Here is an 11,320-nt window from a genome sequence, read left to right on the forward strand (position 1 = left end):
GGTCCTCGACCTCAACGGCCGGCTCGTGGGCATCGTCAGCCGCCGCGACCTGGTCAAACTGTTCCTGCGCGGCGACGCGGAGATCGCCGCCGAGATCCGCGACGACATCCTCGGCCGCACCCTGTGGGTCAACACCGACGGGGTCACCGTCACGGTGGACAACGGAGTGGTCACGCTGACCGGCTGGATGGACCGCCGCACCGAGACCGGCATCGCCGCCCGCATGGCCGCCCGCATGGCCGCCCGGGTCAACGGCGTCGTCGACGTCGTCAACGAGCTCACCTGGAAGCAGGACGACTCCAAGTGGGAGGCCAGGTAGCCATGCTCGTGCGCGAGGTCATGAGCAGCCCGGCCATCACGGTCCGCCGCACCGATCCGGTGCGGCGGGCCATCCGGACCCTGTACGGCCACGACATCACCGCCGCACCCGTGGTCGATGACAGCGACCGCCTCGTCGGCGTGGTCAGCGAGCTGGATCTGCTGCGCGGCGAGTTCGAGCCCGACCCCCGCGCCACCGTGCTCCCCCTCGCCACCGCCGGCGAGCCGCCGCGCTCTCCACGATCTGGAAGTCTGTGACCTCCCGCTCGGACATCCCGGGAGTGACGACCACATCGCGAACGCGCGCGACCTCGGGCCCCTGGGTCCGTAGGCCGGAGACGAACGCCTCCAGCCGGGCCGGCGAGCCGCTCGCGGCGATGACCACGTGCCCGCCCGCGTTCCTGACATGCCCGTGGATCCCGATGGCGGTCGCCAGCCGGTGGACGAAGGGCCGGAAACCGACGCCTTGGACGATCCCGTACACCTCGATCCGCCATGCCGTGTCCACGATCTCTCCTACATCAGCGGCGGGACGACGACGAGATCGTCGTTGTCGGAGACCACCTCGCACACGACGTCGACGACGCCCTCGACGGTACGGACCTCCTCCACGAGCGCGATGGCCTGAGACCTCCACCGCACGTGACCGCTGATCCGCACGACGCCCTTGTCCGTCTCGATGGAGACGGTGCCAGGATCCGCGAGCACGGCTCTGATGTCGGCCTCCAGATCAGCGGCGGGACGGGTGAAGACCCGCAGCACGTCATGCTGGTGCAAGGTGCCCATGATGCACCTCGTCTCCGGATCGATCACGGGCAGTTGCTTGATGTGCTTGTCGTGCATCAGCCGGGCCGCGTCGCGCACGAGAGTGCCAGGGGTGACGATGATCGCCGGCGAGGTCATGAGCTGGGCAGCCGTGACCGCGGCAGCCTTGTCGTGCTCGTGCCGCTGCTGGCGGGATTCGAAGATCGACACGCTGTGCCGTACCGGGTCGATCTCCTTGAGCAGCAGGTCATCCTCCGAGACCACGCCCACCGGCCGGCGGTCGGCGTCGATCACGGTGACCGCGCCGACCGCGTACCGCTTCATCGCGGCCACGATGTCGCCGAACGGCGCGTCCTCCAGCACGGCGATTGCCACGCGTCCCATGATGTCCTTGACTTCAAGCGACATGGCGTCCACCTCACTTCCTGTCTCACGGTCCCGCACCGCGCCGCCGCGGGGCAGCGGCGAAGGTCCCGGATGCCAGGGTCCAAGGTCCCGGCGTCTACGAGCGGACCACCGCGACCGGGCAGCGGGCGTGATGCAGGACGCCCTGGCTGACCGAGCCGAGGAGCATCGAGCCCATCGCACCGCGCCCATGCGCGTCACCACTCATGGAACCGCCCTCGGGCCTGTCGGGTGCAGGGCCGGAGGTCGCTGGTGTAAGGGTCCAAGGGCCCTGGCTGCGGCGGAGGCGGGTGGGTACCGTCCTCGGTATGGCCGCCCTTGATTTGACGAGGCTGCGGGCCGTGGTCTTCGACACCGACGGTGTCGTCACCGACACGGCTCGGGTGCACGCCGCCGCGTGGAAGCACGTGTTCGACGGCTTCCTGCGTGGCCGGTCGGCCCCGTTCGACATCCGCGATGACTACCTGCGCAACGTGGACGGCAGGCCGCGGCTCGACGGTGTTCGCACCTTCCTGGCCTCCCGCGGCATCACGCTGCCCGAGGGCGGTCCCGACGACGAACCGGGCGCACCGACCGTGCACGGCCTTGGCCTGGCCAAGGACGCGCTGTTCGTCGAACAGATCGCCCAGCACGGGGTGGCCGCCTTCCCCTCGACCGTCGCCCTCCTGCACGAGCTGCGGCGGCGCGGCTGCCGCACCGCGGTGGTGTCGGCCAGCCAGCACTGCCGCATGGTCGTCACCTCTGTGGGCCTGATGCGCCTGTTCGACGTGGTGGTCGACGGCAACGACTCGGCCGCACTCGGCCTGCGCGGCAAGCCTGATCCGGCGCTCTTCCTCGAAGCCGCCCGGCGTCTGGAGGTGGCCGCAGGCGAGGCGGCGATCGTGGAGGACGCGCTCCCCGGTGTGGAGGCCGGGCGCAGGGGCGCGTTCGGCCTGGTCATCGGCGTGGATCGCAGCGGGTCGCAGGAGGCGGCGATGCGCCATGCGGGAGCTGACGTCGTCGTGGCGGACTTGGCTGAACTGGCCGTGACCGGGCGTGTCCCCGTGAGGTCGCGATGAACCCGTGGGTACTCGCATACGAGGGGTTCGACCCTGCCTCGGAGGGGTTGCGCGAGGCGCTGTGCACGCTCGGCAACGGCCGGTTCGCCACGCGCGGTGCCACGCCGGACGGCCGGATCCGCACGCCGGGCACCTACCAAGCGGGTTGCTACGACCGGCTGGCCTCCGAGGTGGCAGGCCGGACAGTGGTCAACGAGGACCTGGTCAACTTGCCGGACTGGTTGCCGCTGACCTTCGCCACGCCGGGCTCGGACTGGTTCAACCCCGAGCGGGCCGACCTGCTTGACTACGCCCAGGAGCTCGACCTGCGGCACGGGGTGCTCCTACGGGAATTGCGCTGGCGCGACGAGCAGGGCCGCGTCACGCGGGTGCGGCAACGCCGCCTGGTTTCCATGGCCGATCCCGCCCTCGCCGCCCTGGAGACGACCTTCACCGCAGAGAACTGGTCCGGTCCGCTCCGCGTCCGGGCCACCCTGGACGGGCGGGTGACCAACAGTGGCGTCGCTCGCTATCGTGACCTGCGCGGTGACCACCTGACCGGCCACGCCACCGGCGTCCAGGACGCGCTGACCTGGCTGACCGCGACCACTCGCTCCTCTCGCCTCACCGTCGCGCTCGCCGCACGCATGGACGCACCCGTCCCCGGCTCCAGTTCCCAGGAGTTGGACCGCATTACCACGGAGCACGTACTGGACGTCGTCGAGGGCACGCCGGTGACGCTCACGAAGGTCGTCGCCTTGCTGACCTCGCGCGATCGCGCCGTCCACGACCCGCTCTCCGCCGCCCTCCGACGGGCGCGGCTGGCCGCGGGCTTCGCGGAGTTGCTGGACGCCCACGAGGCGGAGTGGGAACGGCTGTGGGAGCGGGCCGGTCTGGACGTGGACGGGCCGGAGCTGTCCCAGATCGTCCACCTGCACGTCTTCCACCTGTTGCAGACGTTGTCCCCGCACACCGCCGACCTGGACGCCGGCGTGCCCGCCCGCGGCCTGCACGGCGAGGCGTACCGGGGACACGTGTTCTGGGACGAGCTGTTCGTGCTGCCGTGGCTGAATCTGCGCTTCCCGGAGATCTCCCTCGGCCTGCTGCGCTACCGCTGGCGCCGCCTGCCCGAGGCCAGGGCCGCCGCCCGGGAGGCGGGATGCGAGGGTGCGATGTTCCCCTGGCAGAGCGGCAGCGACGGCCGGGAGGAGACCCAGACCTACCACCTCAACCCCGACTCCGGTCGCTGGCTACCGGACGTTTCCCACCTGCAACGCCACGTCGGCCTGGCCATCGCCTACAACGTGTGGCAGTACCGCCTGGCCACCGGCTCCATGCCGCCCTGGTGCGCGGAGCTGCTGCTGGACATCGCCAGGTTCTTCGCCTCACTGGCCGTGCTCAACCCGGCCTCGGGCCGGTACGAGATCCGCGGCGTCATGGGCCCCGACGAATATCACACCGCCTACCCGGGCGCCGCCTCCCCCGGCCTGGACAACAACGCCTACACCAACGTCATGACCGTGTGGCTACTGTCCCGCGCGCTCGAACTTGGCGAAGTCGGCCCAGAGGAAGCCGCACGGTGGGAGGACATCACCCGGCGTATGCGGGTCGACTTCCATGACGGCGTCATCAGCCAGTTCACCGGCTACGCCGAACTCGCCGAACTCGACTGGGGCCGCTACAAGGGCGTGCGCCGTCTGGACCGGGCACTCGAAGCCGACGGCGACGACGTCAATCGTTACCAGGCGTCCAAGCAGGCCGACACCCTGATGCTGTTCTACCTGCTGACCGCGGACGAACTACTGGCGATTCTGGACCGGCTCGGCTACCCGGCCGAGCCCGGCCTGATACCGCGAACGATCACCCACTACCTGGATCGCACCAGCCACGGCTCCACCCTCAGCGCCGTCGTCCACGCCTGGGTCCTGGCCCGCTCCGACCGGGCCCGCTCCTGGCAGTTCTTTGCCGAAGCACTGATCAGTGACGTCCACGACGTTCAGGGCGGCACCGCCGCCGAGGGCATCCATCTGGGCGCCATGGCCGGCACCCTCGACATGCTGCAACGCTGCTACCTGGGCCTGGAGCCGCGCCCCGAGGGCCTGCACCTCAACCCGCTCCTGCCCGACCGGCTCGGTGCGCTGTCTCTGCCGCTCCTCTTCCGCGGGCTCCGGCTCACCATCGAGGCTGACCAGGAAAGCACACGCGTCAACGGCATCGCCCTGCCCCAAGGCGCCGGCCTGACCATCATCGAAGAAAAAATGATCACGATAGGTGGTGGTGGCTTCGGAGGCCGTGTCGGCCATCACCACGACCGGCTCGGTCCCACCGTTGCCCCGGTGACCGGCTTCGCGGACAACGACCCGGTTCTGAAAGTCCTCGAGCCCGAAGAGTGACTGCGCCTCATGGCACCGGGCGGGATCGACTGGGTCGCGCTCAACGGCTCGCACGGGCCGACGGTGCTGCCCGTCAATGTCACGCCATGGGCGGGAGGCGAGCGCCGCCTCAACATCCGCATCGTTCCCCACCAGACCACCGGCCGCCGCATTCACGGTATTTGAAGGGTGTGCCGGAGATACGTCGTCAGCCGACGAGCACCTTGACCGCGGCCGTGATCTCGACCAGGGCCTTTGGCGTCGACGAAGTACATGCCGGTGGTGGGAGCACTGTACAACTCGTTGTCGATGCCCGCGTAGCCGTGTCCCATGGAGCGTTTGATGACGATCGTGCTCTTGGCGCGGTCGGCGTCGATGATCGGCATGCCGGACACGGCGGTTCCCGGACGGCGGGCTGCCGGGTTGACTACGTCATTGGCGCCCACGACGAGCGCCACGACGGTCCCCGGCGCTTCGTGGATGGGGGTGCCGGGATACCGCGAGCCGGGAGGTTGAGGTCTTTCGGCCCTGAACATCCGGCGGGCATCGTGACAGCCTGGCCGGCAGGAGCGGGGCCGTGTGGAAGGGGTGTCGGCGATGCGAGGTTCGCGGCGCAAGGCCGGTGTGCTGGCGTTGGCGGTGGTGGCCAGCTATCGGCTGGTGGTCCGAGGCCGGCAGCTCGGCTGGGGCAGTACCGAGGACGAGGCCCGAGGCCGGCAGCCGGGTGATGAACTCCTGGATCGTCCCGATCTGGTGGCCACTCGCGCGATCACCATCGACGCGCCCGTCGAGGGGGTCTGGCCCTGGATCGCCCAGCTGGGGCAGGGGCGCGGCGGTTTCTACAGCTACGACCTGGCCGAGAACCTGGCCGGCTGTGACATCCACAGCGCCGATCGCATCCTGCCGCAGTGGCAGGACATCGCGGTGGGCGATGAGATCCGGCTGGCCCCGCAGGTCGGCTTGAGGGTGGCGGCAGTGGCGGCCGGGCGCGCGCTGGTGCTGCGCGGCGCCATCCCGATGGGCGCGCTCACCCCGCCCTACGACTTCACCTGGGCCTTCGTGCTGGCGCCGGGGCCTGGCGGCGGGACGCGGCTGATCGTACGGGAGCGGTACGCCTACACGCGCTGGTGGGCGCCGTTGCTGATCGAGCCCGTCTCCGCGGTCGCTTTCGTGATGACGCGCAAGATGCTGCGCGGGATCAAGCAACGAGCCGAGCAGGAGCCACGCCGGTCGACCCGTGAGCGGGTAGGAGCAAGCGGTTGAGAAGTGTCGAGAGGCCCGGCCCGGCGCTGGACGCGGTCGCAGGCGGCGGCCCCGCCGCGGCCATCAGCCGGGCCGCCCGGGCGCACCGGCCTTCACTGCTCGCGGGGTGCCAGGGTGCGTCAAGCAGACGTTCACGCTCGTGGCCTTGGCCGACGCTATGTCACCCAGCATGACAGGGAGAAGCATGACGAACGTGGCGATCGATCAGATGCCCGCTTATGTCGCGACCCCAGCGGGTCCAGGTCCGTGGCCGGGCGTGGTGGTGATCCACGATTTCACCGGGATGAGCCACGACCTGCGCGAGCAGGCCGACTGGCTGGCCACGGCGGGATTCCTGGCCGTCGCGCCCGATCTGTACTACTGGGGCAGCCGCCTGAAGTGCCTTCGCACGATCATGCGGGACATCGGTGCCCGGCAGGGCAGGACCTTCGACGACATCGAGGCCGCCCGCGGGTGGCTGGCCGGGCGCCAGGACTGCACCGGCCGGATCGGCGTCATCGGCTTCTGCATGGGCGGCGGCTATGCGCTGGCGCTGGCCCCCGGACATGGGTACGCGGCTTCGAGCGTCAACTACGGCGGCTGCCCGAAGGACGCCGCCAAGGTGCTGGGAGGCGCCTGCCCCATCGTGGGCAGCTTCGGCGGCAAGGACCGCTCACCCCTGGGCCGCAGCGCGGCCGCCCGGCTGGAGCAGGTCCTGACCGGCCTGGGCGTGGACCATGACGTCAAGGTGTATCCGCAGGCCGGTCACGGCTTCATGAACGATCACGATCCGGCCGACATGACGCCCCTGCTGGTCCTGCTGGGCAAGATCTCCGGCACCCGGTACCACGGGCCGTCCACCCGAGACGCCCGCCGGCGGATCGTGACGTTCTTCGACCGCCACCTCCGCCCTGAGCGGCAGCAGGCCGTACCCGGCCCCACGCCGCCGCCGTGACGGCCGTAGGTGCGAGCTGTCGTTCTGCCGTGCGGACATGGTCGCGTGAGCGGCGGTCCCGTCAGCGGATGAGCCCCGCAGGAGCTGGCAAGATCAGGTGGTGGCCTCCGGGACGGAGGCGATGTGCTCGTGATCCGGGGGCGAGGTGTGCTGGGCAAGTTCGAACAGGGTCCGTCTCAGGTCGGTGATGGCATGGTCCAGCCCGCGGATGGCGCGGGTGATACGCACCTTGGCCTGGGCGTCGCCGGTCAGGCTCAAAGCGGCGTGCAGGTCCAGGCTGACGGCGAAGATCTGGTTGACCAGGATGTCGTGCAGGTCGGCGGTGATGCGGTAGTCGTCTTCGACAGGGTTCTGCAGGGCCTGCGCCGGGGCGTTCACGTGGCCGGCAGGGCCGGTTTCGCGCGGATGGGCCTGGCTGAAGCCGGTGCGGTGCATGGCGGCGTTCCTCGCTGCGCCAACCGGCTCGCCGTCCTGCCGGCCGAAGAGGTTTCCGGCCGGTAGGTCCAGTGGTCGCCGACGCTGGTGGGCGATCGTGAAGCGATGACCATGACTGCGGCAGCGCCCGTCGCCCAACGTGAGCTCCACACCCCCTGGCCGTCAGGAGAGGCGTCGGTGACGACGATCGGATGGCCTGCGCTGCCGTGGACGGGTGGATGCCGCCGGGGCTGCGGCGGCGCCTGGTTCCGGACCCGGCGGAAGGCGGCCCGGCTGCTGTGTGTCATTCTTCTCCTGATCTCGACCCTACGCCCCTTGCGGTCCCGAAAGCACGCGCCCGGCGGTGCAGCCTGGTGACAACTCACAGGCGAGGAGCGAAGCGCCAGCCTTGGATCTGGTCGATGTCGATGACGACGCAGCGCCCACTCGCGCCTGCCCGGTCGACGACAGGGAATCGCGAAGCCGGCATCAGCCGGGCGTGGCCGACCACCAGCACTCGCCGTGCAGGAGGAAGTCCACCGGCCAGATCACCGGCAGCGCCGCCCGGGTGAAGCCCAGCCGGCCCACCGCCACCGACCCCAGCAACGCCAGGCACTGCGGACGCGACAACGCCTCCAGCTCGCGGTTCCCTATGCCGTCCCACGTCATACGCTCAACGTGGCCAGCCCCTACCCGTCGCGACAGAGCTGAAGGTCCCACCTCGCGCCGCCGAATGCCCCCTCGCGGTCGCCCTGGCAGAGGTCTTTCGCCTCTGGCGGCCAGGCGCGGCCGGCTGGAGGCTTCCGGCAAAGGGATCGCCCACGGGCCGCTTGTCGTCCGGGCCGACGACCACGTCCGTCTCGATCCCGCCGGGCGGGTGCGCCCGCCCACGAGTGAACGGAGCCTGACCATGAACGATTGGACCATTCCCGCGATCATCGTGGCCGTGCTGCTGCTGGTGTTCGCGCTGGCAGTGCGGATCGTCAAGCAGTACGAGCAGGGCGTGCTGTTCCGCCTGGGCCGGGTACAAGGAGTACGCGAACCGGGCCTGCGGCTGATCATCCCGGTCGTCGACGTCATGCGCCGGGTCTCGTTGCGGGTCGTCACGATGCCGATCCAGTCCCAGGGCATCATCACCCGCGACAACGTCAGCGTCGATGTGTCCGCGGTCGCCTATTTCAAGGTGGTCGATGCGATCAAGTCGGTGGTGGCGATCGAGAACGTGCGCGCGGCCATCGACCAGATCGCCCAGACCACGCTGCGCAAGGTCGTCGGTCAGCACACCCTGGATGAGACGCTGTCGGAGACCGATCGCATCAACCTGGACATCCGCCAGATTCTCGACGTCACCACCGTCGAATGGGGGGTGGAGGTGACCTTGGTGGAGCTGAAGGACATCCAACTGCCCGACAGTATGAAGCGCGCCATGGCCCGCCAGGCAGAAGCCGAACGCGAGAAGAGAGCCAAGATCATCAACGCTGAGGGTGAGCACCTGGCCGCCGCCGCACTGGGCGAGGCCTCCGACATCATGATGGCCCACCCCCTGGCGTTGCAACTGCGCAACCTGCAGAGCCTGGTGGAGATCGGCGTGGACAAGAACAGCACCGTCGTCTTCCCCGCCCCGCTCATGACCACCATCGCCGAACTCGGCGCCTTCCTCGCCCGCGAGCACAAGGCCGCCGCCGCCCAACCCGTTCCGGCCAAGGACGTCGCCGTTCCGGTCGCGGTCCCGGCGGGCAACGGCGCCACGGACAGCGTCTGATCGGGCGCGGATGGACGCCCTACGGCTGTCGACCACCTGGCAGGACGGCGTGGCGACCGTGACCGTGACCGGGGAGCTCGACATCGCCACCACCGGCCGGCTGCGCGCCCACGTGGCGCAGACGCTGGCGAACGGGTGCGGGTCGCAGCTGATCCTGGAGGTCAGCGGGGTGTCCTTCATCGGCGCTGACGGCCTGAGTGCCCTGGTCGCCCTTCAGCGCCTGGCCCACCGCCGGCACACCGCGCTGCACCTTACCGGTCTCACCCCCGCCTTCCTCCGCCTGCTGAAGATCACCCGGCTGGAAGGACACCTCACCCGCGTCGAGCCCTGACCGCGCCAGCCGTTCAGCGGAAGGCGGCGGCTGCCGCGACCGCCTGATGTACGACGGCCTCGGCCTCCTCGAACCGCTCAAGCACACTCTGCAGCGCGTCATGACGGATGCGCGCGTAGGCCTTGAGCGGGTTGGGTAGCAGGGCGCGGCCGTGAAGGAGCCGCCGCAGCGGGTAGGGGGAGACGCTCGTGTAGCAGATCCAGAAGCGCACGCAGGCCAGGAGGTCATCTGCCGGGCCCTGCGGGTGGGCGGCGCGGTAGGAAGTGACGAATGCGGCCAGGCCGGTGAGCCAAGCGTCGCTGAGCGCGGTGTGTGGATCGCATGCGATCCGCGCGATTTCGTAGATCACTGGCCAGGGTGTAGGTGGCCGGAAGTCGACCAGCGCCGCGACCCGGTCACCGGCGAACAGCACGTTGGGCGTGGCCAGATCGCCGTGGATGACCTGGCTGGTCAGGACGGGCAGATCTGTAGCCAGCCGGGCGACCTCAGGCAGCAGTGCGCGTTGCCGATGAAGGGCTGTGTCGGCCCAGGCGGTGAAGTCACCGCCGCCGGCGCGGGCGTTGAGCTCGATCAGAGCGTCGATCTGCTGCTCAGCGCGGCCGATGTCGATCAGCCGGGCCGCGGCGCTCGGACCGGTGAACGCGCCACCCGCTGGGTGCGTCAGAAGATGACGGTGTAGCCGGCCGGTCACTGTGCCGATAGCGGACAGTCGCGCGGCCGACAGCCCTTCGACGGTGTGGCCGTCCACGTATCGCCACACCGACAGCGCGATGCCGTCGCCCACGGCGATGAGCTCTCCCGCTCGTGTGGGGATGATCGGCGCAGTGGGCAGGCCGCCCTCAGCGGCGAAGCGCGATAGCGCGATGGCGGCCCGTTCCCTGGCCAGGTCCGCGTCCCGATAGACCTTGACGAACAGCCCGCGCCCGTCGACGTAGTTGATCGTGGACTGCCCGTCTGGGAACCTGCGCAACGCGCCCGGACTCAGCCCGTAGGACTGCGCAACCATCTGCTCGATGTGCCGCATGTCATCAAGGATGGCCCTGACGCGCGGCAGCCTTGACGGGTCACCGGGGTGCAGGTGTCAAGCGGACGAGAGGGATGGCACGGTCGGTGCGCTGGGGGAACCTGGCGTAGTCGGGGGGCGATGCGCAGAACCTTCGGCCAGAAAGCGGCCGCCTGGTCGGAGGTCAGCTCCTGTGCGTGGACTCGTAGCGTCCTGCCGCGGACCTCTACGCGCGTCGGGGGGTTGCAGCGAGATTGAAGTACCAGCCGGGAGGCGAAGGCAGCCCGCTGTTCGCGGCGACGACGGGCCGAGCAGAACTACATCCGCGCCGCCACGCTGGCGGCCGCCCAACGCCACCCTGGTCGACTACCACGCCACCCAGGAGATCGTGCACCCCTGGGGCGGCGGCGAACTGGCCTCAGCCGATGGGCTGCGCTTCGTCGTCCCGGTCAAGACCATCATCGCCGGGCCGAAACAGCCGGTCCAGGGCGAGGGCGGGTTCATGGTCGCTGGTCATGGGCCGCATTCCGATTCGAGTGCGACAACTGCTACGGCGTCTGCCCCGACAACGCCGTGATCAAGCTGGGCCCTAGGGCGCGTATTTGATTGTGATCAATCTGCGGGATCTGCCCTCGTCTCGGGGCCTGATCCGGTAGATCGTTCAGCGTGACGCGAGTGCAATTGACGGATGTGGAGTGGGAGTTCATCGAGCCCTA

17 protein-coding genes are annotated in these 11,320 nt (G+C 69.7%); 10 read left to right on the plus strand and 7 right to left on the minus strand.

Annotated features, from left to right (window positions below; all coding sequences use genetic code 11):
* Positions 1–319, plus strand: a 319-nt coding sequence (locus EJK15_RS63210) for a BON domain-containing protein (protein WP_138719912.1), incomplete at its 5' end; no start/stop codon positions are given.
* A 2-nt stretch (positions 320–321) separates the two neighbouring features.
* Positions 322–576, plus strand: coding sequence for a CBS domain-containing protein (locus tag EJK15_RS63215; protein WP_138719913.1), 255 nt, complete (start codon positions 322–324; stop codon positions 574–576).
* Here EJK15_RS63215 and EJK15_RS75805 read toward each other — a convergent pair.
* The 3 genes from EJK15_RS75805 to EJK15_RS63230 all read right to left on the minus strand — a co-directional run bounded on the left by EJK15_RS75805 (position 464) and on the right by EJK15_RS63230 (position 1,696).
* Positions 464–889, minus strand: coding sequence for an acylphosphatase (locus EJK15_RS75805; protein ID WP_338089964.1), 426 nt, complete (start codon positions 887–889; stop codon positions 464–466). The two genes, EJK15_RS63215 and EJK15_RS75805, sit on opposite strands and share 113 nt — an antisense overlap.
* The gene (locus tag EJK15_RS63225; protein WP_138719914.1) at positions 835–1,491 is read right to left on the minus strand and encodes a CBS domain-containing protein; all 657 of its coding nucleotides are present in this window, start codon (positions 1,489–1,491) and stop codon (positions 835–837) included. The genes EJK15_RS75805 and EJK15_RS63225 overlap by 55 nt, the downstream gene beginning before the upstream one ends.
* 94 nt (positions 1,492–1,585) lie before the next feature.
* The gene (locus tag EJK15_RS63230) at positions 1,586–1,696 is read right to left on the minus strand and encodes a universal stress protein (RefSeq protein ID WP_276615582.1); all 111 of its coding nucleotides are present in this window, start codon (positions 1,694–1,696) and stop codon (positions 1,586–1,588) included.
* Positions 1,697–1,796: 100 nt separating this feature from the next.
* On the opposite strand from EJK15_RS63230, the gene EJK15_RS63235 reads away from it, so the two are divergent.
* From EJK15_RS63235 to EJK15_RS63245, 3 genes are read left to right on the plus strand one after another with little or no spacing between them, the layout of a single operon-like run.
* Positions 1,797–2,546: an HAD family hydrolase gene (locus EJK15_RS63235; RefSeq protein WP_138719915.1), complete on the plus strand. Its 750-nt coding sequence runs from the start codon at positions 1,797–1,799 to the stop codon at positions 2,544–2,546.
* Complete coding sequence (locus EJK15_RS63240) at positions 2,543–4,918, plus strand: glycoside hydrolase family 65 protein (RefSeq protein ID WP_240777995.1); 2,376 nt, start codon at positions 2,543–2,545, stop codon at positions 4,916–4,918. The genes EJK15_RS63235 and EJK15_RS63240 overlap by 4 nt, the downstream gene beginning before the upstream one ends.
* A gap of 9 nt (positions 4,919–4,927) precedes the next feature.
* Positions 4,928–5,083: a hypothetical protein gene (locus EJK15_RS63245; RefSeq protein WP_206062081.1), complete on the plus strand. Its 156-nt coding sequence runs from the start codon at positions 4,928–4,930 to the stop codon at positions 5,081–5,083.
* On the opposite strand, the gene EJK15_RS63250 is transcribed toward EJK15_RS63245, so the two are convergent.
* Positions 5,071–5,355 carry an NAD(P)(+) transhydrogenase (Re/Si-specific) subunit beta gene (locus EJK15_RS63250; protein ID WP_240777996.1) on the minus strand — a complete coding sequence of 95 codons (285 nt, stop codon included), beginning with the start codon at positions 5,353–5,355 and terminating at the stop codon, positions 5,071–5,073. The genes EJK15_RS63245 and EJK15_RS63250 overlap by 13 nt on opposite strands.
* A gap of 139 nt (positions 5,356–5,494) precedes the next feature.
* On the opposite strand from EJK15_RS63250, the gene EJK15_RS63255 reads away from it, so the two are divergent.
* Together EJK15_RS63255 and EJK15_RS63260 are read left to right on the plus strand one after the other, a co-directional pair.
* Positions 5,495–6,160, plus strand: coding sequence for an SRPBCC family protein (locus EJK15_RS63255; RefSeq protein WP_138719916.1), 666 nt, complete (start codon positions 5,495–5,497; stop codon positions 6,158–6,160).
* Positions 6,161–6,344: 184 nt separating this feature from the next.
* On the plus strand, positions 6,345–7,094 hold the full coding sequence (locus EJK15_RS63260) for a dienelactone hydrolase family protein (protein ID WP_138719917.1): 750 nt from the start codon (positions 6,345–6,347) through the stop codon (positions 7,092–7,094).
* Positions 7,095–7,187: 93 nt separating this feature from the next.
* Here EJK15_RS63260 and EJK15_RS63265 read toward each other — a convergent pair whose 3' ends face one another.
* Positions 7,188–7,529, minus strand: a complete 342-nt coding sequence (locus tag EJK15_RS63265; RefSeq protein WP_138719918.1) for a histidine kinase — start codon at positions 7,527–7,529, stop codon at positions 7,188–7,190.
* Positions 7,530–7,997: 468 nt separating this feature from the next.
* Positions 7,998–8,177: a pyridoxamine 5'-phosphate oxidase family protein gene (locus tag EJK15_RS63270; protein ID WP_138719919.1), complete on the minus strand. Its 180-nt coding sequence runs from the start codon at positions 8,175–8,177 to the stop codon at positions 7,998–8,000.
* A 241-nt stretch (positions 8,178–8,418) separates the two neighbouring features.
* Between EJK15_RS63270 and EJK15_RS63275 the strand changes: the two genes are divergently transcribed.
* Together EJK15_RS63275 and EJK15_RS63280 are read left to right on the plus strand one after the other, a co-directional pair.
* Positions 8,419–9,270 (plus strand): slipin family protein, encoded by an 852-nt coding sequence (locus tag EJK15_RS63275; protein WP_138719920.1) that lies wholly within the window; start codon positions 8,419–8,421, stop codon positions 9,268–9,270.
* Positions 9,271–9,280: 10 nt separating this feature from the next.
* On the plus strand, positions 9,281–9,601 hold the full coding sequence (locus EJK15_RS63280; RefSeq protein ID WP_138719921.1) for an STAS domain-containing protein: 321 nt from the start codon (positions 9,281–9,283) through the stop codon (positions 9,599–9,601).
* 13 nt (positions 9,602–9,614) lie between these two features.
* Here the strand turns inward: EJK15_RS63280 and EJK15_RS63285 are convergent, their stop codons facing one another.
* Positions 9,615–10,625: a phosphotransferase enzyme family protein gene (locus EJK15_RS63285; RefSeq protein ID WP_138719922.1), complete on the minus strand. Its 1,011-nt coding sequence runs from the start codon at positions 10,623–10,625 to the stop codon at positions 9,615–9,617.
* A 10-nt stretch (positions 10,626–10,635) separates the two neighbouring features.
* Between EJK15_RS63285 and EJK15_RS78215 the strand changes: the two genes are divergently transcribed.
* Positions 10,636–11,181, plus strand: coding sequence for a Tn3 family transposase (locus EJK15_RS78215; protein ID WP_420847178.1), 546 nt, complete (start codon positions 10,636–10,638; stop codon positions 11,179–11,181).
* Positions 11,182–11,320: the final 139 nt, after the last annotated feature.

Source organism: Nonomuraea basaltis, from assembly GCF_005893125.1.
Classification (GTDB): domain Bacteria; phylum Actinomycetota; class Actinomycetes; order Streptosporangiales; family Streptosporangiaceae; genus Nonomuraea; species Nonomuraea basaltis.